23 protein-coding genes, 1 pseudogene and 1 riboswitch are annotated in these 22,872 nt (G+C 35.6%); of the genes and pseudogenes, 9 read left to right on the top strand and 15 right to left on the bottom strand.

Annotated features, from left to right (window positions below; translation table 11 throughout):
- Positions 1 to 512: 512 nt before the first annotated feature.
- Both WAK64_RS18960 and galU read right to left on the bottom strand, forming a co-directional pair.
- Positions 513 to 1,679, bottom strand: a complete 1,167-nt coding sequence (locus WAK64_RS18960; protein WP_336588579.1) for a nucleotide sugar dehydrogenase — start codon at positions 1,677 to 1,679, stop codon at positions 513 to 515.
- A 417-nt stretch (positions 1,680 to 2,096) separates the two neighbouring features.
- The gene (galU, locus tag WAK64_RS18955) at positions 2,097 to 2,984 is read right to left on the bottom strand and encodes a UTP--glucose-1-phosphate uridylyltransferase GalU (RefSeq protein ID WP_336588578.1); all 888 of its coding nucleotides are present in this window, start codon (positions 2,982 to 2,984) and stop codon (positions 2,097 to 2,099) included.
- Between the two features lie 135 nt (positions 2,985 to 3,119).
- On the opposite strand from galU, the pseudogene WAK64_RS18950 reads away from it, so the two are divergent.
- A pseudogene (locus tag WAK64_RS18950) lies at positions 3,120 to 3,558 on the top strand (DDE-type integrase/transposase/recombinase); the annotation flags it as partial.
- A 67-nt stretch (positions 3,559 to 3,625) separates the two neighbouring features.
- Here WAK64_RS18950 and WAK64_RS18945 read toward each other — a convergent pair.
- A complete protein-coding gene (locus WAK64_RS18945; RefSeq protein ID WP_336588577.1) occupies positions 3,626 to 4,117 on the bottom strand; it encodes a hypothetical protein in 492 nt (163 codons plus the stop codon).
- A gap of 282 nt (positions 4,118 to 4,399) precedes the next feature.
- Here WAK64_RS18945 and WAK64_RS18940 point away from each other — a divergent pair, with 282 nt between their 5' ends.
- The 4 genes from WAK64_RS18940 to WAK64_RS18925 all read left to right on the top strand — a co-directional run bounded on the left by WAK64_RS18940 (position 4,400) and on the right by WAK64_RS18925 (position 11,234).
- On the top strand, positions 4,400 to 5,062 hold the full coding sequence (locus WAK64_RS18940; RefSeq protein WP_336588576.1) for a hypothetical protein: 663 nt from the start codon (positions 4,400 to 4,402) through the stop codon (positions 5,060 to 5,062).
- Positions 5,063 to 5,076: 14 nt separating this feature from the next.
- Positions 5,077 to 6,594 (top strand): efflux RND transporter periplasmic adaptor subunit, encoded by a 1,518-nt coding sequence (locus WAK64_RS18935; protein ID WP_336588575.1) that lies wholly within the window; start codon positions 5,077 to 5,079, stop codon positions 6,592 to 6,594.
- 223 nt (positions 6,595 to 6,817) lie between these two features.
- Positions 6,818 to 8,443, top strand: coding sequence for an SWIM zinc finger family protein (locus WAK64_RS18930; protein WP_336588574.1), 1,626 nt, complete (start codon positions 6,818 to 6,820; stop codon positions 8,441 to 8,443).
- Positions 8,427 to 11,234, top strand: a complete 2,808-nt coding sequence (locus tag WAK64_RS18925) for a DEAD/DEAH box helicase (RefSeq protein WP_336588573.1) — start codon at positions 8,427 to 8,429, stop codon at positions 11,232 to 11,234. Before WAK64_RS18930 ends, WAK64_RS18925 begins: the two co-directional genes overlap by 17 nt.
- 193 nt (positions 11,235 to 11,427) lie before the next feature.
- On the opposite strand, the gene WAK64_RS18920 is transcribed toward WAK64_RS18925, so the two are convergent.
- Both WAK64_RS18920 and ssb read right to left on the bottom strand, forming a co-directional pair.
- Positions 11,428 to 11,604 carry a hypothetical protein gene (locus WAK64_RS18920; RefSeq protein WP_336588572.1) on the bottom strand — a complete coding sequence of 59 codons (177 nt, stop codon included), beginning with the start codon at positions 11,602 to 11,604 and terminating at the stop codon, positions 11,428 to 11,430.
- Between the two features lie 10 nt (positions 11,605 to 11,614).
- Positions 11,615 to 11,998: a single-stranded DNA-binding protein gene (gene ssb / locus WAK64_RS18915; RefSeq protein ID WP_336588571.1), complete on the bottom strand. Its 384-nt coding sequence runs from the start codon at positions 11,996 to 11,998 to the stop codon at positions 11,615 to 11,617.
- A 241-nt stretch (positions 11,999 to 12,239) separates the two neighbouring features.
- Here ssb and WAK64_RS18910 point away from each other — a divergent pair, with 241 nt between their 5' ends.
- Together WAK64_RS18910 and WAK64_RS18905 are read left to right on the top strand one after the other, a co-directional pair.
- Positions 12,240 to 12,692: a YwpF family protein gene (locus WAK64_RS18910; protein ID WP_336588570.1), complete on the top strand. Its 453-nt coding sequence runs from the start codon at positions 12,240 to 12,242 to the stop codon at positions 12,690 to 12,692.
- Between the two features lie 93 nt (positions 12,693 to 12,785).
- A complete protein-coding gene (locus WAK64_RS18905) occupies positions 12,786 to 13,106 on the top strand; it encodes a helix-turn-helix domain-containing protein (RefSeq protein WP_336588569.1) in 321 nt (106 codons plus the stop codon).
- Between the two features lie 10 nt (positions 13,107 to 13,116).
- On the opposite strand, the gene WAK64_RS18900 is transcribed toward WAK64_RS18905, so the two are convergent.
- On the bottom strand, positions 13,117 to 13,272 hold the full coding sequence (locus WAK64_RS18900; protein ID WP_336588568.1) for an anti-repressor SinI family protein: 156 nt from the start codon (positions 13,270 to 13,272) through the stop codon (positions 13,117 to 13,119).
- 30 nt (positions 13,273 to 13,302) lie between these two features.
- Positions 13,303 to 13,395, bottom strand: a riboswitch (cyclic di-GMP riboswitch).
- 625 nt (positions 13,396 to 14,020) lie between these two features.
- Here WAK64_RS18900 and WAK64_RS18895 point away from each other — a divergent pair.
- Positions 14,021 to 14,392, top strand: a complete 372-nt coding sequence (locus WAK64_RS18895; protein ID WP_336588567.1) for a helix-turn-helix domain-containing protein — start codon at positions 14,021 to 14,023, stop codon at positions 14,390 to 14,392.
- A 26-nt stretch (positions 14,393 to 14,418) separates the two neighbouring features.
- Here WAK64_RS18895 and WAK64_RS18890 read toward each other — a convergent pair whose 3' ends face one another.
- The 8 genes from WAK64_RS18890 to WAK64_RS18855 all read right to left on the bottom strand — a co-directional run bounded on the left by WAK64_RS18890 (position 14,419) and on the right by WAK64_RS18855 (position 20,958).
- Complete coding sequence (locus WAK64_RS18890) at positions 14,419 to 14,673, bottom strand: hypothetical protein (RefSeq protein WP_336588566.1); 255 nt, start codon at positions 14,671 to 14,673, stop codon at positions 14,419 to 14,421.
- Positions 14,674 to 14,804: 131 nt separating this feature from the next.
- Positions 14,805 to 15,239 (bottom strand): 3-hydroxyacyl-ACP dehydratase FabZ, encoded by a 435-nt coding sequence (gene fabZ / locus WAK64_RS18885; protein ID WP_336588565.1) that lies wholly within the window; start codon positions 15,237 to 15,239, stop codon positions 14,805 to 14,807.
- Between the two features lie 125 nt (positions 15,240 to 15,364).
- Positions 15,365 to 15,628 (bottom strand): DNA-directed RNA polymerase subunit beta, encoded by a 264-nt coding sequence (locus tag WAK64_RS18880; protein ID WP_336588564.1) that lies wholly within the window; start codon positions 15,626 to 15,628, stop codon positions 15,365 to 15,367.
- A gap of 15 nt (positions 15,629 to 15,643) precedes the next feature.
- Positions 15,644 to 16,474, bottom strand: coding sequence for a flagellar hook-basal body protein (locus WAK64_RS18875; protein ID WP_336588563.1), 831 nt, complete (start codon positions 16,472 to 16,474; stop codon positions 15,644 to 15,646).
- 13 nt (positions 16,475 to 16,487) lie between these two features.
- On the bottom strand, positions 16,488 to 17,291 hold the full coding sequence (locus WAK64_RS18870) for a flagellar hook-basal body protein (protein WP_336588562.1): 804 nt from the start codon (positions 17,289 to 17,291) through the stop codon (positions 16,488 to 16,490).
- A 234-nt stretch (positions 17,292 to 17,525) separates the two neighbouring features.
- Positions 17,526 to 18,527 carry a rod shape-determining protein gene (mreB, locus tag WAK64_RS18865; RefSeq protein WP_336588561.1) on the bottom strand — a complete coding sequence of 334 codons (1,002 nt, stop codon included), beginning with the start codon at positions 18,525 to 18,527 and terminating at the stop codon, positions 17,526 to 17,528.
- Between the two features lie 428 nt (positions 18,528 to 18,955).
- Positions 18,956 to 19,225: a sporulation transcriptional regulator SpoIIID gene (gene spoIIID / locus WAK64_RS18860; RefSeq protein WP_336588560.1), complete on the bottom strand. Its 270-nt coding sequence runs from the start codon at positions 19,223 to 19,225 to the stop codon at positions 18,956 to 18,958.
- A gap of 851 nt (positions 19,226 to 20,076) precedes the next feature.
- The gene (locus WAK64_RS18855) at positions 20,077 to 20,958 is read right to left on the bottom strand and encodes a stage II sporulation protein SpoIIQ (RefSeq protein ID WP_336588559.1); all 882 of its coding nucleotides are present in this window, start codon (positions 20,956 to 20,958) and stop codon (positions 20,077 to 20,079) included.
- Between the two features lie 181 nt (positions 20,959 to 21,139).
- Between WAK64_RS18855 and WAK64_RS18850 the strand changes: the two genes are divergently transcribed.
- Positions 21,140 to 21,541 carry a VanZ family protein gene (locus tag WAK64_RS18850; protein WP_336588558.1) on the top strand — a complete coding sequence of 134 codons (402 nt, stop codon included), beginning with the start codon at positions 21,140 to 21,142 and terminating at the stop codon, positions 21,539 to 21,541.
- Positions 21,542 to 21,667: 126 nt separating this feature from the next.
- On the opposite strand, the gene spoIID is transcribed toward WAK64_RS18850, so the two are convergent.
- Positions 21,668 to 22,684: a stage II sporulation protein D gene (gene spoIID / locus WAK64_RS18845; protein WP_336588557.1), complete on the bottom strand. Its 1,017-nt coding sequence runs from the start codon at positions 22,682 to 22,684 to the stop codon at positions 21,668 to 21,670.
- Positions 22,685 to 22,872 lie beyond the last annotated feature (188 nt).

Below are 22,872 nucleotides of genomic sequence, written 5' to 3'. Positions count from 1 at the left end.
ATTTATTAACTTAATGTAAGTGTAACTTGTTTTTATTTTTAATTCAAGATATTTTAATTCAAAGTATGCATTCGGACTATTACATCTATGGTACGTAGCTTTACTATAAAACATGTGAGTAAGGCAAGAGAAAGACTCTTGTCTCCTCCTTTTATATAATAATTGAATATGTTGGACATTTAGAATGGAGACCTTCACGACCTATTCGTACCCTATATAGGGCCTGTATAGGAATAATGAAGAGGATGAGGGAAGGGCTTTCAACTCTTCTTTTTTTCTCTATTGTACAGAAACGGAATATATAAACTGTTATTTTCGAGGATGTTTAATGAAATAAAGCTTTCTCATGCTAATTAATAATACACCTTTTACTTATCCACCAAAATCGTGAAGCAGCTAAACTCATTGATAATTTCTGCACCCACTTGTGTTCTTCGTTTTCTTATTAGTAGCTGCTTCATCCATTAAATGCTATCTGTTTTTAGAGTGAGCAAACCATTAACAAAAAATGATTAATCTCTATGATATAAATCTCGAGTATAAACTTTATGCTCAACGTCTGCTAAATCTGACCCCATTCGGTTAGTTACAATAATTTCTGAGATTTCTTTAAACTCATTTAAATCACGAATGACTCTTGAACGAAAGAAGGTGTCTTCTTCAAGTACTGGTTCGTATACGATGACTTCAATCCCCTTTGCTTTAATTCTTTTCATAATCCCTTGAATAGAAGATGCTCTAAAATTATCTGAGTCTTTTTTCATTGTCAGCCGATAAATCCCTACCACTTTAGGATTCTTTTCAATAATTTTAGAAGCAATATAGTCTTTTCTTGTCGTATTGGCATCAATAATTGCTTGGATGATGTTACTAGGAACATCTTCATAGTTTGCCCTCAGTTGCTTTGTATCTTTTGGCAGACAATATCCCCCATAGCCAAACGATGGATTATTATAATGATTTCCAATCCTTGGATCTAGTCCTACTCCTTCAATAATTTGCTTTGTATTTAGTCCTTTCACTTCTGCATACGTATCAAGCTCATTAAAATATGCTACCCTAAGGGCTAAGTATGTATTGGAAAATAACTTAATGGCCTCTGCTTCTGTTGAATCTGTATAAAGAACTGGGACATCTTCTTTTCTAGCACCTTCAACCAACAAAGCAGCAAATATTTCTGCTCGTTCTGATTGCTCTCCGACAATAACCCTTGATGGATATAAATTATCATATAGAGCTCTTCCTTCACGTAAAAACTCTGGCGAAAAGATAATTTGATCGGTATTATATTTTTCCTTCATCTCTTTCGTATAGCCTACAGGAACTGTTGATTTGATGACGATCACTGCATTTGGGTTCACTTCAAGAACCTCTTCGATAACCATTTCGACAGATTTTGTATCGAAGTAATTCTTTTCCGGATTGTAGTCAGTCGGAGTGGCAATTATAACAAACTCTGCTTCCTTATATGCTTGAAATGGATCTGACGTAGCAGAAAGGCACAACGTTTTATTTGTTAAAAATTCTTCCATTTCTTTATCAGCGATAGGAGCTTGTTTATTATTGATCATATCTACTTTCTCTTTAATGATATCTACTGCGATGACTTCATTATGTTGAGCTAATAATACGGCATTGGATAACCCAACATAACCGGTACCTGCTACCGCTATCCTCATTATTGAACACTTCCCTTATACATTAATCATAGATAACTCAGTTAACTATAAACTATTTAATGAATATAGCAAGCTATACGAAAACACAACCATTGTTTTTTTCTCTAACCCTATTTTAATCAATACGTGTTACGAAATACTTGCAAATACCATATGTGGGAAATTAGTTATGTAAACATGTACACCCTTCTAATTAATTATTTTTTAGAAATCTAAAGAAAAAATTTAGTTTGCGGTGTCGCGATTAGAAGCAGAACTAATAGATCACACAAAAAAAGGGGATTTTAACAGCTGCACTTAGTTCTTATGGCTATGACTTTTTCTTTTCTAGTTGAAAGTCGAGTCGTATTCACGAACGGTTTAATGAATCTAGTTGACCTTTAAAGCATTTAGGTCAACTAAATGTTTCACTGTCCATCAATTTTTCATTGTATAATACCTATCTTTTAAGTAGTCTACCAAATACTCCTCAAAAGTTTCACTGACTTCGTCAGATTTTAATGCAAATTCTACCGTCGCTTGCAAGAAGCCTAACTTACTACCAACATCATAAAGTTTACCATTATAAATATAGCTGTACATTTCTTGTACGTCTGCTAATTCTTGTAATGCATCTGTTAATTGAATTTCTCCCCCTACACCTGGCTTCACACTTTCTAAAATATCAAAAATTTGTGGTGTTAAAATATACCTACCCATGATTGCTAAATTTGAAGGGGGGTTTACTTTCGGTTTTTCAACCAACTGTTGAATTAAATGTAGTTGATCGTTGATTTTTTCACCATCTATAACCCCATAATTGCTTACCTTTTTCCAATCAACAGGTTCAACAGCAATAACCGAACGATTTTTTTCATTATAAACGTCTAACATTTGTTTAAGGACAGGGACTTCACTATCGATTACTATATCTCCTAAAAGAACTGCGAATGGGTCATTCCCAATGAATTTCCTTGCACACCATATTGCATGTCCTAGTCCTAACGCTTCTTTTTGTCTAACATAATGAATATCTACAAGGTTTGTTATACTTTGCACAACCTCTAGTAGCTCACTTTTATTCTTTTCTTCTAAATTAACTTCCAGCTCATAATTCTTATCAAAATGATCCTCAATGGCTCTTTTGCTTCTGCCTGTTACGATAATAACATCTTCAATTCCAGACTTAACTGCTTCCTCAATGATATACTGTATAGTCGGTTTATCTACAATCGGGAGCATTTCTTTCGGCATTGCCTTTGTAGCAGGTAAAAACCTTGTTCCTAGTCCTGCAGCCGGTATGATTGCTTTTTTTACTTGATTCATCTACCTGTCTCCTCCCTGATTATCCAATATGATGATAGAGATCCTATCGTACTATTTTACAACTATCGCTACGTCAAATATTGTAGTATTTTGGCAGAAATATTATAGTTTTTTTTAGAGAAATTTGTCATAATTTCATATATAGACGTTCGTAATAGTAAAAAAGCCTGGTTGTACCTCTATCGTGCAGGGAATTTAATTGATTTATACCTATGTAAATCAAGAGATAGACAAGCAGCCATGCACTTTTTTTGAAAGTCTTGACTGCTTATCATGTTGGTGAACCTTGTGTGATCAAGGGAAATCAAAATCAGGCTTATCCTTCAGCGATTCAAGAGCGAAAAGACGAGGGAAGGATACCTGAAGGCATTCCTATAAGACTAATAAAGTATCTCCGTGGAACAAAATCATCGTTTTATCAAAAAACGAGTACGCTCCATGTTGGGGTTCAAGTTATTTGAAACAGCGCCTCTACAGTAAGTGGCGTGAAGCATATGTTGAAGAAGGGACTGCTTTGCTCAAAGTCCAAAAGGAAATAGGATTCTTCTCTACCTTGTTTGGAATAGCAGCATAAAAAGACAATGAACCTAAAATAGTGTCTCTCTCTCGATTGAATGGTCTTAATCACCAAGACCTGAGGATTACAGCTTTTGCTTGTGCAGGTTAATGTACCTTCTACCTGAATGAAGGAGAGTTTTTCCTTGGTCTCTATCGACTAAATAGCAAACTTTTCGATCAGTTTCTTTGAAAATAAAACTAGCAACCACTTTATAGGCTTCTGCTTTTGTCAAAATAGGGGCATAACTGCTAATAGCTCTAATTCTAATTTGCCTTTTAGTAAAAGAAACTTTTATTGAGGGACTTTCCCTATTGGAATGCCTTACCCAAATAATCGTTTCTTGATTGGTTAAGGGAAGCTTGAGTAATGAGGGGAAAGGTTTAGGAAGTTCTTGGTCGGGCCCTTGTAGATTATTTTCACAACATTGTAAAGCAAGAGATAAGGTTGACGTAGAGATAACACTAATTGATTGATCTGGGTTAATCGTACCATAAACATATATCCTTAGATTGAATGGATCGTACGTTTTTTTCCATGTTATTAACTCCTGAATTGATAGGACGTAATCGCTCATATAACCCTCCTTAAAAATTCTCCTGTACATCATACCATTTACTTCTTTGAAGGTAAGTGAAATATTAAATATTTAATATCGTGCTTAAGTTCTAATTTTTAATTAATTCAATAAATCCCTATTACATCTGTTGAAGAAACATTATAATGTTACTAAATCAAATTTACATGTAGAAAATCACTTTAAATTAGGAATAATTCTACATTTTTCAATGGATATCGATAGGTTTATTGAGTCAAATCATGTAAAATAGTACCATATTTATAATGGAGGGTTACAAACATGGAATTAAAAATCAACCTGTGGAGAGGGATTCGTAAACCTTCAAGTTACTTCTATCAACTACGTGAGTCTGAAAGTACAAGAGGACTACTTTTCTATACCGTCTTACTAATTTATCTTTCATCGGTTATTTATGGAGTAAATGCCGCATTTGGAATTGGCACGGACATTCTTTCTGACAAGCTTATCTCAACAACACTTTATCAATACGCAGCCTTACATTCCTATTTTATAATTGGAAGTTTATTAGCTGGACTACTATTTGCTCTTTCTTTTCTACTGTTACCTTCTCTATTTTTTTGGAGTGTAACGGAAGAAAGTTATAAAAAAATAGTACACATTCAATTAATTGCTCTTATCCCGCTGCTTCTTGAGAATATTACTTTTTTACCACTTATGTCCTTTATGGGACTGGAATGGATGTATTCTCCTTTGTCATTAGGTATCATAGCGCAAGAAGCTTTCCAACAAGATGTACTTGTTTCGTTTGCTGGGGGAATATCATTATTTAAAGTCTGGTCTATCTATCTACAATTTCGCGGTTTGAGCTGGCTCTCAGATCGAAAACCAGCTTTACTTCTGTTCTACCTTATACTTATTCAATTATTGTTCATAGGAATTTCTGTTTTTCTTGAATACATAGACTTTTCTCTTATCCTGTAAAGGTGGTGGCAACAATGAAAAAAAAACAAACAATGGTAGCACTAATTGGATTATTAATAACGTTGAATTTCTACCTTTTATTCCATAAAAACAATGATATTCCCCGATTAACACTACTATCAGAATGGGAAAAAGTAGCAGTAGGGTCTATTGAAAAAACACTCCAGAAAGACGGTGTGGTTGTTCCTACTTCCGAACAGCACGTTATCTTTCAACAAGAGTACGGCACGCCCTCCACTTTCTTAGTAACTGAAGGAGATCAAGTGGAAATAGGCACGCCTTTATTTGAATATAACGCCAATAATATTGAGGCTCGATTAAAAGAATTAGATCGTTTAAAAAGTATTGTTGAAAAAGAAGTGGCTACAGTGAAAAGCCATATAGCTGAACTAGAAAGCTTACAACGTACTCTTCCATCGTTTGGATCAGCTGAACCAGATGAAAACCAAGAAGAAAAAGCCAGTACTTTAGAAATAGACTACAATTTAAAGGCTGAAATTGCTGCTAATGAACACCTTCTTGAACAGCTTGAAGCCAAAAAGGACGCATACAATGACGAAAAATCTGATTTATCAAGAAACCAGTCAAATTTAACAGTCAAAAGTGACGTTAGTGGTGTCATTAAAGAGATCTCCTATTCATTGGAAAATCCAATTATGACGATTGTATCTAAGGAAATAATGGTTACTGGCACATTAACAGAGGAACAAACGTTAGAGGTACGTTCACCTATGAAGGCTACTATTACTTCACTTCCCCTCAACCATTCCTTTAAAGGGGTTGTTGATAAGGTAGCTTCTCTTCCAAAAGATGATCCACTACTCGAGCAAGATAGTCTTTATCAATTTAATGTGGAGATAAAGGAGGAAGAGCCTTTTGATGCTGATGAAGATGATGAGGCTTTTGATACTGATGAGGAAGAAGAGCCTTTTGATAATACAGATGAAGAAAATGAAACTTCTAATGCTGATGAGGAAGAAGAACCTTTTGATACTGATGAAGAAGGTGAGTCTTCTAATGCTGATGAGGAAGATGAACCTTTTGATACAGATGAAGAAGATGAGTCTTCTAATGCTGATGAGGAAGATGAATCTTTTGATGATGCGGCAGAAGCTGATGAAGCAGAAAACAGAGAGAACAGTAATGACAATAAAGCGGAGGAAAAGAAAGTCTTGCTCCCTGGATACCATGTAAAAGTAGATATTACAACAGATGAAGCCATTGATGTAAATGTACTACCAACACAAAGCATTGGCCGCGCCAAGCTCCAACACTTTGTCTGGAGTATTAGTCCGAACGGTGAAGCAATAAAACTCCCTATCAAAAAAGGGTTAGAAGTAGATGGAAAAGTGGAAATAATGGAAGGCGTCACAAAAGGGGATATTTATATCGCTAACAAAACAATAGTTCGTGAAGAAGGCTCTACCATTATTAAACCTATTTATTTAGACCACCTTCGTAAAAAAGAATTAAAAGATCTTTCTACCTATAATATTTTTAAAGCCATTGTATATGGCCTTGTAGAAAGATAGAAAAAACGAGCATGACGATGTCTGCTCGTTTTTATCCTTTCTATATGCTTTTACCTTGGATGATTAGTCAATATTCTAGCTATTATGATGAACATACTTGTATAGTTGTAAGTTATTAACGATTAAGTGTTTTTCAGCATCAAAGCGGTATTTTTACCCATTTTCGGTTATAATGAAGGAATATGAATTTCCTAATTTCAAACCGAAATGGAGGCGTCTTTTTGTGTCTTCAAAGCTTGATGAATTACTTGATAAAATCATTGCTACGGGTGAAGAAATCAAAAATGAATTTTCACCAGATGACATTAAACATAAAAAAATAGTTCAAAAAGGGTTACTTTTACACCGCCAAAACTTAATTAGTAATATAAAATCCGTCAATCATACGATATCAGCTCAAGTGCAAGATGTGACATCAGCTTTCGTAAAGCTCGATTTAGATTTTCCTTTGTTAAGTCGATGTTCTTGTCCTGAAGCAAGCTGGTGTCGCCATCGAATGGCTGTTTTTTTTACTGTATTTCAGCGTGCTGGCTCTGTTTCTCAATGGGTAAAGGAGTGGAAAGGAGAAATAGCTGATAGTAAAGTTCCTTTAAAAGCAAGCGATCTGACATCTCTTCACCCATCCTTAAAGAAAGCAAGCGACCTGTTACAAAAGAAAGATTTAATACATCAAACTCCCGATGAATGGTACGAATATTTTCTATCGGTGCTTGCAGAAGTTGACAAGGAAGGGTGGATGAGAAATTTATTGATGCTCGATATGAATCTCCAAGCATTGTATCGAAAAATGATGAAGGACGCACCGATTGAACGTGAATGGAAGCCTTTGTATCAACTTTACATTTGTGTGTTTTTATATGAAACATTATATGAATGGCTAGATGAAGCGGAGCAGCATTCATCTTCTATTTTTTCGTTTATTTTAGATGAATTATATGACGCAGTTTATCAAATGTCCGTAACGGCAATGCCGTTTGCCTTTGACCCTTTCATTCAATTTTTGAAAGAAAGATCGATACAGTGGACGTCAAAAGAGGGGCAGTTCATTGAAGGTATGGATTTATACCGTATACTATGGTTCTTTCTTTTTACAAAAAAGAAGTGGCGTGACGAAGAGAAAAAACGTTTACAATCCTTTTCCAAGCTCTCTGAGGCAGAGTTCATTGGCCTCTTACACATGCTACTGCTTCTTGAAGAGACAGAAGAATTTATTACGCTCTCACGACAAAAAACAACGACGCTTTTTCGTTATTGTGAACACTGGCTATATTACTTTTTCCAACATGATCATCCGGAAAAAGCCGTTTTAGTTCTATCAAGTTGCTTGCCTTATCTTCCTTCTTATTTAAAAGAAATAAAAGGTGATTATGAACGATCAGAATTTAGCCGTTGGTTTCTACAGCTTATCGATCCAAAGTACATGAAAGATCATAAGCCAAGAATGTACAAACAGCTTCTACTCGCATTAATACCATATAGCTATTACCCTTTAAGTCGATTCTTATTTGATCAACAAGATTATCGGGAATGGGTAGAACTGCAGCAATGGCTGGGGTATGAAATTGGGGAAATCGAATACCTCGGCTTAAAGGACCTTGTAAAAACACACCCAGAGTTTGGCCTCCCGCTTTATCATGATGCGGTCGAATCCTATATAAGAAACCGAAACCGAGATAGCTATAAACAAGCTGTGAAGATATTAAAGAAATTAAGATCACTATACAAAAAACAAAAAAAAATCGAAGACTGGGACCGATACTTAGAGTATATTTTAGATGATACAAAACGTCTAAGAGCTTTCCATGAAGAATGTAGAAAGGGTAAATTAATTAATGCTAAAAACGAGTAGTTACCATTTAAATATTTGTCTATTAGAAAATGGAGCGTATTTTCTTTCGATAAAGGATATTAATGGCAAGGTGGTTCCTCCAACCGAATGGAGAAAGCAATTTTTCATTTGGCATGAAGAGAGCTTTTACGGGACCATTTTCAAGCCACAATCCTATCAGGGAGAAGAAGGGCTGTTAATTCCAAGCTACCACTTACTCACACATTTTGGAAAAGAAGGATTTAGTCGAATGATTCAGTGGGAGTGGGGAGATTTAGCAAACCTACTATTATCGGTCTCCTCTAGTATGCTTGATTCGATTACACAAGGAAACTTTCTACCAACTATATCAGAGAATGGAATCCATTGGGAAGTTCCAAATGACGTGTGGAATGAATTCGACAAAACTTTTTGGGCCCAGCCAGCAACAGAGCAGCTGTCACTAAATGAGCTTGTATCACAATGGTTCACAGATAGTGTCAGTCAATATATTCATCATTCCCCTCATTTAAAAGGGGTTGCCCAAAAATTAACCCTTTTAGAAAGCAGTTCGCTTACCAATAAAGAGATTGCCGCCTTTTTTGATGACGAACGCTGGAGTGAATGGATTGGAATAAAGGAAAAAGAACAGCCTTTTTCCATTGGCCTGCGCTTAACAGAACCTGAAGATGAGTCAGAACCTTGGCAGTTAAAGTTGGTCATAAAGGATCCATCATCAGAAACCCTTTATGATGTAGACGAAGGTAAAGCCCTACCTCGTGGATGGAAAAAGCACCTTCCAGCTATAAAAAAAGAGCAGCAACGTTGGATCAGCGCCTTCCCAGAACTTGCTCATTCAGGGGAATTAAAAACACTATTGAATGAAAATGAAGCGTGGGAATTTTTAACCATCCAAAGTGAAAAGCTGTACGCACTTGGAATTGATATCTTCCTTCCATCATGGTGGATCGCGATGAAGGAAGCCAATATGGTCGTCAAAGCAAAGGTGAAGAATAATGATAGAGCCTACCGCCCTTCCTTTGTTGGATTAAATGCAGTTCTTGATTTTGACTGGCGTTTATCAATGAATGGAACAGAGATTTCTGAACAAGATTTTCATGACCTGGTAAAAGAACAACGACGCCTCATTCAAATTAATGGGCAATGGATGAGTCTCGACCCTACCATGATTAGAAAGATACAATTACTAATGGAAAAAGCTAAAAAGGATGGCTTACGCATTCAAGATTTATTAGAGCAAGAACTTAGTGCTAGTGAGAAGGAAGAAGAAGAAGAGTATGACCCTCGCCTTTTTGCCTCTATTCAAATTGAGCTGAGTCGTTCATTAAAAAAGATGATGACACAACTAAAAAACGTAGCTGAAATTCCAATAAGGACAGCACCAACTACGTTAAAAGGGACACTACGTCCCTATCAGCAACAAGGCATGAGCTGGCTTCTATTCTTGCGGAAATTTGGCTTTGGGGCTATTCTTGCAGATGATATGGGCTTAGGTAAAACAATTCAACTTATTTCTTATCTTTTAACAGTTAAAAAAACAGATAAAGTTTCATTTCCTGCCCTAATCATTGCTCCAACATCTGTCCTAGGTAACTGGCAAAAAGAACTAGAGAAATTCGCTCCCTCATTAAATGTAGCGCTCCACTATGGTCCAAATCGAGCAAAGGCTGATTCGTTTTTAGCGAGCTTAAAAAATGTTGATGTGCTTATTACATCTTACGGACTCAGCCATCTAGATGAAGCAGATATTTCATCTGTTGAATGGAGTACTATTGCACTAGATGAAGCACAAAACATAAAAAACTCGTCGACAAAGCAATCCCGATCGATACGTAAGCTAAAAGGGCAACATCATATTGCTTTAACTGGGACACCTATGGAAAATCGGCTTTCTGAGCTATGGTCTATTTTCGATTTTACTAACAAAGGTTTCTTCGGAACATTTACCCAATTTCAAAAACAGTATATTTTACCGATTGAAAAAGACGACTCTCGAGAGAAAATTAACGAGTTACAACGTAAAATCAAGCCATTTCTGCTTCGCCGCACGAAAAAAGATCCTGACGTTGAGCTTAACTTACCTGATAAACTTGAACAAAAAGAGTACTGCCCACTAACTTCTGAGCAAGCATCTTTATATGAGCAACTTATACAAGACACGTTTGATCAATTGAGCAAACTTAAGGGATTTGAACGAAAAGGGCTTATTCTACAAATGATTAACCGCCTAAAACAACTTTGTAACCATCCGGCATTGTACTTAAAAGAACCACAACCTAATAATGTATTGCAACGCTCTTATAAGATTGCAAAGCTCATGAATGTATTGGAAAACGTCATAGATTCAGGAGAAGCTTGTCTTATTTTCACCCAATATATTTCCATGGGAGAAATGATTCAACAGCTAATTAAGGAACAATTTACTATTCATGCACCATTTTTAAATGGCTCGATGTCAAAGCAAAATCGAGATAAACTTGTTGAGGAGTTTCAAAATGGTGAACATCCTGTCTTTTTACTCTCCCTAAAGGCCGGGGGAACAGGGTTGAATTTAACAGCTGCGAATCATGTCATTCACTACGATCGTTGGTGGAACCCAGCAGTAGAAAACCAAGCAACCGACCGTGCCTATCGAATTGGTCAAAAGCGATTCGTTCACGTACACAAGCTTATAACATCTGGTACACTCGAAGAAAAAATTGACATGATGCTAGAGAAAAAACAAGCTTTAAATGATGATATCATTCAAAGTGATTCGTGGATCACCGAGCTTTCTGATCAAGAACTTACAGACCTCTTAGCATTACAATAATTGGTCTCGACTTCCCTAAAGGGAAGTCTTTTTAGATTAGAAGGGTTAGCCCTATGATTACTTATGGAACATAGTGAACTCAAAAAAAGTCGGTCTAGTAACCGACTAAAGAGGAAAATGCGGAGAAAACATTGGGTAGGATTCTTTCTCTTTCTATTTTGGAGGATTAATGAGGAAACAAAAAGGTGATTCTTTATTTTTTTACCATCGGAATGATTGGAAATGAAGGAAAGGGTGGTGAAGGTTGATTCTCGAGGTTAGATACTTTAAGTTGCAACTGAATTAGTTCTGAACGTACTAATCCTAGCTTGACGATAAATTCTCCCATTAACTCTTCTAATTTTTCCATCCTGTTTTCTTTTGAAATCATTTGAACCTCCTTATGGAAGAATGGCTTCTACCGGAGAAAAAACGGATTCATCCATTTCTTCTTTAGCTTGTCTATCATTTTTACTCAAAAATTGAATACTTTCACCTAACACTTCTGTGACGTATACTCGTTTTCCTTCACTATTGTCATAGTTCCTCGTTTGAATTTTCCCCACGATGCCGACGATCGAGCCCTTTTGACAATACTTCTCGGTGTTTTCTGCTATTTTATTCCAAAGGGTACATAATACAAAATCAGTATTATATTCACCCAAACGATTTCGATAGTGTCTATTGACCGCTACCGTCACATTGACTACTGATTTCCCATCTTTTGTTTTCTTTAAAATAGGATTTTTCACCAAACGACCAACGAGAGTCACGTGATTTATCATTTCTCCCCTCCTTTCTACCAATATTGTAACAGGAGCTAAAAAAAGAGTAAAATTGTAAATTTAGATAATTCAAACTAATTTCACTACAAAAAACAAAAATTCTTCTAGGGGAATTTTTATTTTTTCTTGAAAATAACTCATTGATTATCTTAATGTAACAAAGTTCATTTATTTTCTTATGGTGTGTTCCAGTTTTTACTATGATATAATTTTTATAAATTGTTGGACAAGGAGGATCAAGATGAAAACATTCAAAATTATTACATTTCAAGTCGTAGATGATGAAGAAATTAAGACGATTGATATTAAAGATGGATTAATTATTAATAAAGAAGATATGAAAGGTACTTGGTTAATTGAAGCGTTTACCTCTCTAAAATATTACGACTACCTCCGAGACATTCAACAACGAAAAAATGATACAGAAATTCGGGTGGTCATTACTCATGCCCAAAACGATCCTGCTTCTTTCTACATACATATAAGAGGGATTAAACAAATTGACGGGAAAATAAGCATATTGATGGAGGGTCATTTAAAAAAAGTGCCGAAAGATTATGCAGAGCTACTTCTTAAGGACCTTGTAGAACAAGGGCTTAATGGAGCGCATTTAATTGACACCTTTCGAAAAAAAATGAGATATAAACCTAAGCTTACTTCAAGTGGAAATGAAGAGTCCTCCAAACAATTTTAAAAAAATTTATTTCCTCCCCTTGTTCTTTATTAAAAACATGTGTTAATTTAATATATAAAAGCGATTATAAAAATATCACGAGGTGTCTCTATTATGATAGGCGAGCGTGTAAAACTACTTCGACAAGAAAAGAAAATGTCCATGACCGAATTGGCAGACAAAGCAGGCGTTGCAAAATCATATTTAAGTGCAATTGAACGCAATCTGCAAAAGAACCCATCTGTTCAATTTCTCGAGAAGATATCTTCTGCATTAAATGTATCCATTGATTCTCTATTATTTGATTCAAAACAACCAAATGCATTAGATCCCGATTGGGTAGATATCGCTCAAGAAGCGATGACTTCTGGTATTACAAAAGAACAATTTAAAGAGTTTATCGAATTTAATAAATGGCGCAAAGAACAAAAATAAAGTCTTGCAGTTATGCAAGACTTTTTGATATTACCGGTTCTATATTCTTATTTTGTGATATCTTATGCGTTTTAAGAAAATCTCTAATTTCTGTTTTCGTAATTCCCTTCTCCAATGCTTCCTGTACTAATTGCAACCATTCAAGGTCTAGTTCTGCTTTAACCACTTTCCATACCTCCTAAAATACTTATGTATTTCAGGCAACCCAGCCATCTTAACTAATCATAATGACAGTCGTAGATCTGAGGCTTTGCGTCCCCATCTTTCAATGGGTTTGCCCTTGAACTGATACGTACGATTAATATGTACCTATTATACATATTAATCTAATGTTTTTTTGTAACTTTTTGTCTTTAATACTAAATTTTTTTTGACTTTTATCGTCAAATTATGCTATTTATTGACACGCTTCCATCCAAATTATTACCAATGCTATTATTGAGTTTTATTTATTTGTTTTCTGTAAGCTTCTAACTTTTTTTGAATAGGTATGTAACTAATTGATTTGAACGAGGAAGAATTTGCATCCAAAAACGAAGCATCCGTTAGGTCCTGACCACATATTGGACACATCCAATCTCCAAGTTCTGAAGCACTAAATGAAGGTCTTTTACAACGTGAGCATAATTTTTTATACATAATCCTGCTTCCACCTCATTTTATTGTCTAGTTTCATCTCTACAAATTTTCTTTTGCATAATCTGTCGCACTTTAGATGGTCATTTGCTAAGTACGGCACGTTCACCAATAAGAACTTTGTTTCATTATAACGAATTGACGGAAATTCTGAAAGGTTTTTTTCATTATAATGAACAATTTTTCAATTATTACTGCAATTTCATCCTTTTATCCTCTTTCAAAAATGATTAACGTTCTATATAATGAACATATTAGACAATAAAAGGGGAAAAGAGATGGTAGGAAAAAAAATAAGGGAAATGAGAAAAATAAAAGGATTTTCAATTAATGAACTGGCCCAAAAATCACAGGTTTCTAAGTCTTATATTAGTTCCATCGAGAGAGGAATCCAGCGCAATCCGTCCTTTAACGTTCTAAATCGCATAAGTGAAGCACTTGATTTGCCACTGGGGGATTTTATTGTGATGGAACAACAGACATCTATTCAGGAAGAAAAAGTAGACCAAACTTGGTTATCTTTACTAAATGATGCTGTTGAAAATGGTCTAACTAAAGAAGAATTTATTAAGTTTACCGACCTTATGTACAGCCAGAAGCATGACCGTATTAAAAAGGATTCAGCCATTAGGCATTTTCCAGTAAAATAAGAAAGCAGGGTTTCCCCTGCTTTTAACTACTCAGTTTCACGTGTTTCTTCAGTTTCTTCTTCCTCTTCTGGACCTACATCCATATTATCTTCGACGTTTGTATCTTCATTTAAATCTTGGTCACCATAGTCTTCTACATCCATGTCTTCTTCTCTTTCTAAGTTATCTTCCTCGATGATTTCCTCATCTTCCGGCGGTGGTTCCTGATCTGTTCCACAGCCCGATATCAGCAGGACTGATAATGCTGAAGTACCTAAAATGGATAACAGCTTTTTGTTCATGATGTACTTACTCCTTCCGTTTTTGCAAATCGTCTTGACCATATGGATGGTCTTTTGTTATCATTCCCCAAAAGAATGAAATACATAAAAAAAAATGTAAAAAGCAAGCTTTTTACATTTTTTATCCGTATTTACGCTTTCTGTTCACCTAATGCAAACATTATATCCGTTTCACATACGAGTTGACCATTCACTGTAGCAATCCCTTTACCTTTTCCAATACTACCGCGTACTCTAACCATCTCAACCTCTAGCTTAAGCTGGTCACCTGGAGTTACTTGACGTTTAAAGCGGCAATTATCAATGCCTGTAAAGAAGGCTAGCCTACCTTTGTTCTCTTCCTTCTTTAGCATTGCAACAGCTCCGACTTGTGCAAGTGCTTCAACAATTAAAACACCTGGCATAACAGGGTAATCAGGAAAATGTCCATTGAAAAATTCTTCATTTGCCGTTACATTCTTTATCCCCGTCGCTTTTATACCTTCCTCTACTTCAATAATTTTATCGACAAGTAAAAATGGGTAACGATGAGGAATTATTTCCTTGATTTGTTGTATATCTAACATCTAAATACCTCCTATGTCACTTCTATTATCATGCGCTCTGGCAATGGTACTTCGGAGAAAATGATAAAAACTCCCCTCTTTCATGAATACATAAAAAAGAGGATCTAATTGGTCTTGTTTCTTTCTCAGTCCTTACTTTCTCCGGTTACAATGTCTCCTATATGGGTCCATGTAGATTTTTGAAAAACATCTTTTGGTTTTCCATCACCAATAAAGCCATACCCTACCATTAACCCTGCTGCTAAGCTACCGGAAATCAGTAATACAAAAAGAATGATGCGCGCCCATATCGGGATGATACGTATACGAATAGTTCTTTTCTCTTTTCCCTTTTGCTTTTTTTGATCTTCTCTAGTAGCTTCATTATGTTGGACTTTTTTTTCGTTCATAGAATAAATCTCCTTTTACCTAATACCATTAACGAGCCCCATCATTTGATCTGCCATTGAAATGGACTTTGTTTGAAATTGGTAAGAACGTTGAGCATTAATTAAATCTGTCATTTCCTTAGATAAATCTACATTTGATTTTTCTAAATACCCTTGTTTTAAGCTGATTTCAACTCGTTCTGTACCAAGTAAATCTGTTAATACCGTATTAATATCCACTTCCAATGTCGTTGGCAAACCTAACAAGTTATCTCCTTTTTGTTCCAAATATTGCGGTTGATGAATTTCTGTAATACCAAGCATAATTCTTTCATTTCCTCTAGGAGTTTCTATTATTAATACCCCGTTTTCTTCCAACGTAAAAGCTTTAGCATCATTTGGGAAGGAAATAATTTCTCCTTCTGCATTTAATAGAGGGTTTCCATTTCCATCGACTAGTAGCATTTCGCCATCCCCTACAGGTGATACATATAAGGCTCCATCACGGGTATAAGAAATTTCAGATGTTGTATTTGATTGGTTTAAGACATTTAAATATTGGTTGGAAGACGTAAAGGCAAAATCCAGTTCACGTTCTGTAGCCTGTATTGAACCTTGAGTAAAGGAAGCTTGAGTATGACCTACCTTAGACCCAACGCCAACTCTAATGTGTTCGGGCGTCAACCGCCCTATTTCTTGTGTGGAAACCCGTTGATTGTTAAATTCCTGTGCTAACAGTTCTGTAAACACTGCACTTCTTTTTTTAAATCCATTTGTATTAACATTTGCAACATTATTGGAAATAACATCCATTTTATGTTGTAGCTGGCTTAACGTGTTGGTCGCAGTAATCATTGTTTGATTCACGAATACTCCCCCTTTAGTTTACTCGTCCTATTTCATTAACCGCTTTGTCCATACTAGTATCATACGCTTGAAGTACCTTTTGATTAGCCTCAAAGGAACGATAGGCTGTTAACATGTCAGTCATCGTTCGGCCTTCATCTACGTTTGCCCCTTCAATATACCCTTGAGATATCGTATAGCCATCCTTAGTAAACGGTAGTTCATTTTCCAGGGTCGAATATAAACCGTCTCCTTCTTTTTTTAGCAGGAGCGGGTTTTCAGTATATGAAATCCGGAGAGAAGCCACCTCTACATTATTTTGGAGGATTGTTCCATCAGATAAAACATCGAAATCATTATTATTTAACGTGATTTTATCTCCATTAGTATCCATCACATAAAGACCACTACTTGTGACAAGATTTCCTTGATGGTCAAGTGTAAAATTGCCATTTCTCGTATAACGGAATTCACCTTCTGGGTGTTGTACAGTAAAGAAAGAAGTTCCATTTCCTTCATGATCAACTACAGCGAAATCAGTATTTTGATCCGTTTGCTGAAGGTCTCCTTGAAGGAAGGAAGGGGCCGCTTCTTGTAAGTAAACACCTGTATTCAATCCAACGTTTAATGGTTTTGAACTAGTCACCATTCCCTCTGTTTTAATTGGAAGCTGTTGATTATCGATTCGTTGTAGTAGCATTTCAGGAAATGCTCTCATAGACGTTTGATCTGCTTTAAAACCTGGTGTATTAGCATTAGATAAGTTATTTGATAATATTTCTGTTTTTCTTTGTTGTGCAATCATACCTGAAGCAACTGTATAAAAACCGCGAAACATTACTTTCACCCCTAATTATTAAGTCCGTATTCATATAATTATTATTATAAAATAAAATAGACTAGTTTAATATTGGAAATTCGACTTTTCCTTACAGAAATCGTTTGGTTTTTAAATAATCAATGTCATTTTACAAAAAAAGACGAGAAAACTCGTCTTTTTGAACTCTAATAAAAGAAAAAATTACTAATACAATTTACTTGCTAACGGTCTGTCGGCGAACAAGCCATTCATTTAGCCTAATTGTTTACTTGGGAAACGATCAATGTTTTCTAGCATTACTCCTGTCCCGATTGCCACACAATCCATTGGGTTCTCTGCAATGAAAACCGGAACTTTCAGTTCCTCTGCAAGTAACTGATCAATTCCATTAAGAAGAGCTCCACCACCCGTTAATATAACACCACGATCTATAATATCTGCAGATAATTCTGGAGGGGTTTTCTCAAGAACATTTTTAGCTGCTTGGACAATTGTTGAAACGGATTCACGTAATGCCGCTTCAATTTCGTCAGAGTTAACCGTTATAGTACGTGGAAGACCTGAGACTAAATCACGCCCACGAATAGAGATTTCTTCGTTGCGCGCTCCAGGGAATACTGTTCCCACTTGAGTTTTAATATCTTCAGATGTTCGTTCACCAATAAGGAGTTTATACTCCTTCTTTATGTAATTTAAAATCTCTGCGTCAAATTTATCTCCCGCAACTTTAATGGATTGAGATGTAACAATTTCGCCATAAGATAAAACAGCTACATCTGTCGTTCCTCCTCCAATATCAACTACCATATGGCCACTCGGTTGAGATATATCCATTCCAGCTCCGATGGCAGCTACCTTTGGCTCTTCCTGGAGGATCACTTTCTTCCCGCCGCTCTTCTGAGCAGCTTCAATAATAGCTTTTTCTTCAACCTTTGTTATTTCAGTCGGGCAGCAAATTAAGATTTTCGGTTTTGAAATCATTCCCTTAACGTTCACTTTGTTAATGAAGTGACGAAGCATCGCTTCTGTAATATCAAAGTCAGCAATGACCCCGTCCTTTAATGGTCTCATTGCTTTTATGTTTCCTGGAGTACGACCAACCATGCGACGTGCTTCTTCTCCAACTGCTAATACTTTTTTCGTGTTGACATCGATTGCTACAACCGATGGTTCATTTAAGACAATCCCTTTTCCTTTTACGTGAATCAAAACATTTGCGGTTCCTAAATCAATGCCAATATCTTTTGCGAACATCTTTATACATAACTCCTTTCAACTTCTCGTAAAATCTATGCATTGCAGAACGTCCACCCAAATGAGCAGACTACTGTTATCATTTATTTAGCCATCTATACATTTTACCATATTTCTGTCGGAAGAGAGGAAGAATTGTCAAAAAAATGTGATGTTTTTGTATCGCTGTAGAAACAGATTTTCTAGTAGAAAAAATTGAGAAGAAGGATTAGCCATGTCATACAAGCCGCGTATAGGTTGTAAGAATAAGAAAGACAAAAAATGAGGAAATACAAAAGAGTAGGAACTTATTTGAGCTATGCAATCTGAAAAAAAGGATACTTAATGATTCCATTAATACGTGAAACAACCTGAACCCATATGTAAATAGGACTCAGGTCGATGAAAATTTGATTCAACCTCAGAGAATTCACTTCTCTCCTTTCTTATTATTTCACAGGGCTTTCCATTTCTTCTTTTTTATACTTTTGCTTTGTCGCTTCACCACCTCGTAGATGTCTTATGGATTTATGATAATCAAGTATTTCTTTCACTTCTATTGCTAATTCTGGATTAATTTCTGGTAAGCGTTCAGTTAAGTCCTTATGAACAGTACTTTTCGACACGCCAAATTCTTTTGCAATCACACGTACCGTTTTTTTTGTCTCCACGATATACTTTCCAATCTTGACTGTCCTCTCTTTGATGTAATCGTGCACACCACTCGCCTCCCTAAATTGGATGAGAGAAGTGTGAAATGAGACTCGCCTTCCTATAAGAATATTATGATATGCCGCACAAGAAGCTGTTTACAGTAAAGTCTCAGGGAATTAGGAAAAGTGAACTTCCACTTACCTTGCTTCTTCTTTATTTGCGGTAGAAAGCCCTTCTCTGGCCTTCTAACATTACTACGAATGAACTAGAATATCACCGTATAACCCTTGATATAAAACGATTCCTCACCTCAACCACTCTCTTTTTTGTCAGGTTTGTAACATTGTATTAGCTTGGTTAAAGATATATGCACAAAAAAGTCAATAAGGACAAGGGGTATACGGAATTTCTTAAGGGTTAACAATTAAAAAATATAGACAGAGAGATAATATTGGGAATAAAACAAAGACGCTATTTTTTTTCTTTAAAGCAGAGATTAAACAGATACCTGTAACTAAAAAGAAAATTACTGTTATTTCCATTACTTTCATCTCCTTTCTATAAATTCTACTATTAAGTAATTCTTACTATTATTATCTAGAACAAATTTCTGGTCAATCGTAACAATTGTGTCATTTTTAGTTGGTTATTAGGATGTATATTTGCTAACTATAATAAATATGCATTGTTTTCCTATCATTAATCTATTTAATCTAATATTAATACTTTTCTTATAAAGCATGAGTATGTCGGATTTCCTCGGAAATTTTAGTAGTGATCATGTTTATAGAACGAGTCTTGACTTATGTATAGTCCTTCTTTAAAGAAAAATCATTACAACACGCACTAATGTAACTCTGCTTATTCCATGTAACAAAAAAATAGACGACCCATGGGTCATCTACTTTTTTTACAATTATTCACCTGAACTATCGGCTTCATCGTTATTTCCTTCATCAGATCCATCTGTGTCTTCACTTGAATCAGTTGAATCACTTGAGTCGCCTGTATTACTATTGCTTTCTCGTTGCTCTTGTTCGATTTCTTCTAACTTAGGAGGATTTAGTCGCTGATCAACCTCATCTCCATCATTAGACGGCTGTTCTTTAATAGCTGACAAAGGTTTATTGATATATTCTTTTGGATTTACTGCTACATTATTTTTCCGAATTTCAAAGTGAACGTGAGTTCCTGCTTCTTCATTCAGTTGACTTTGCCCTGCTTTAGCAAGAATATCACCTTGTTTTACTTCATCACCAACAGAAACTGCCGGGTCTTTTACAGATTGATAACGTGTCACAACACCATCTTCGTGTTCTACTTCAATTGAATTTCCAAGTAATGAATCCTCTTCGATGGATGAAACCGTTCCGCTCAATGCTGCTAAAACGTCAAACTCGTCACCTTCCATTGAATAATCAATGCCTTCGTTTTCATAATACGTATTGTTGTATACTAAAATCGCTGCTTCTTGCTCCTCTTCAGATGCTTCAGAATCGTAGAATTCCTTTTCAATCACTACACCCTCTGGATTACTTACAGGTACTTGAAACAATTCATCAAGGCTATTTACAGGGATTGCAGGATCATCATACTTCTGTCCAACCGCACCATTCTCTGCACTACCAAAGTCTTGTGGTTCATCTGACCCATCATTACCTAGCGATTGATACCATAGGATAGCTGTAACGATGATAGCAGCACTAGCTAGATAGATTGCTGGGTATGCCCAGCGCTTTTTTAAAAAAGCTCGAAAACTATTTAGTTGAGAAGATCGTTTCTTTTCTTCCTCTCTCATTTTTCATCACCTCAGCAATCATTTTGAACAAAAAATTGCAATTATATACATTTTATTGAAAATTTTTTTACTTCTTAGCTTTTGCATTAGCAATAATAGTATGCACTTTTTTTAAAAATATTTTTTATCGTCTTTTTTTGCGCTATAGTATAATGGTAACTATTTATTTGGAGGGAAACCGTTGAAGGGATTATTAAAGTGGTTTTTTACATTTTTACCGATAGTTTATATGATAATTATTTGGATTTTATCAAGTTTGCCTGTTACGGCAGTAGTTGAGCTACCTGATCAAGCCATTGATCGTTATATAAAAGAATCCTTACATCTTGTGGAGTTTGCAATCTTATATGTACTTTTCGTATTTGCCTTAATCGCTCAAAAGAAATTTACGTATTCGACCAATTTATTTTTTGCAATTATTGCAGGTCTGTATGGTCTGGTAGATGAAATTCACCAATCTTTTATCCCCTATCGATCCGCTACGCTCATTGATTTTGTAAAGGATATTACAGGCGTTGCCATTTGTTATTACCTTATTACAAGAAGATGTTTTCATAATAGTAATAAAACAAAGTTTTTGTAAGCTTTAAGCAAATATACATTATAATGAACCTACAATTAACAAAAAAAGTGATTTACTCAAATCGAGCAAATCACTCTTCACTTTATATTTTTATTTACATACTTCCTAAGATAGAGGTTTATATCGTCAGTTTTCGGAAGTAGATGCTGTTAATAGGTCTTCTGCCAATGCAATGTTAACCCCTTGATAATAGTGATGTACAATCTCTTTATACGTTTTCCCTTCCTTTGCCATCCCATTTGCACCGTATTGACTCATACCAATTCCATGTCCGTATCCTTTTGTGTTTATAACAATATGCTCTTCCTTACGCACCCAAGAAAAATCTGCTGACTTTAAGTCTAATTTTTGGCGTACCTCTGGACCAGTAAATTCTGAATCCGAAATTTTAACTGATCCCACTTGATTACCTGGTGTTCTAGATGTTATTACCCCTACTGATCCATCGCTAGGAAGTTGAATACCTAATTTCTCTTCAAATTCAGAAACCGTAATAATTTTTTGTGACTCATACTTAGGTGAGTCTTTATCCCATGGACTTTCTACGCTTTTTAAATACGGTAATTCATATTTCCAATATGTCTCAGAATTTTCAGTACTGCCATTGCTTGTTGAAAAAAATGTTGCGTCAATAGGAGTATCATTGTAAGTGATGATTTGACCCTTTGTATCAATAACTGCCTTCGTAATTTTATCAATCATCCATTGATAGTCATTTCCCCATAACTGCTTTAATTCATCATTATTTTTATATACTTGATGCTGTGTCGTATCTTTGACATCTGCACCTTCTGGAAGATCTGCTTTGCTTTTAGACAATTGTTTTACAATGTAAGTTCTGGCTGTAAGCGCCTGTGCTTTTAAAGCTTCACTTTCAAATTCTGCTGGCATCTCTCCACTAACGACTCCTATTACATATTTTTCTAACGGTAATGTCTCAATTGTATTTTCTTGTGTTCGAAAAACGGATATCTCTATTGAGTCCTCCAATGTTCTCAGTTCATTAGTTTCTGGAGAGAGCTTTTCATCAAGCCCACCATTCTCCTCTTCAGAAGAAAATGGTAACACAACAAGGACTGGCACGATGAATGTAACGAGTAGAAAGAGTGCGGCAATTACTAGAATTGGTTTTAGATTTTTCATGCTTGATGCCCCCATATTTAGATTTCAATCTCTTCATTTCAATCCTATGAAGTTGGACGAGCATTTATGATAATGGATGATAAAGTTGTATAAAAGTATGTTTGAACAATTTTTTAAACCCTACATCCCGTTTCATGAACCATCTTCACCTAACAAAAAACACCTGAGAAATTATTCAAACTTCTCAG

The sequence above is a fragment of the Bacillus spongiae genome, assembly GCF_037120725.1.
GTDB classification, from domain to species: domain Bacteria; phylum Bacillota; class Bacilli; order Bacillales; family Bacillaceae_K; genus Bacillus_CI; species Bacillus_CI spongiae.
This window is presented reverse-complemented; position numbering and strand designations above follow the sequence as displayed.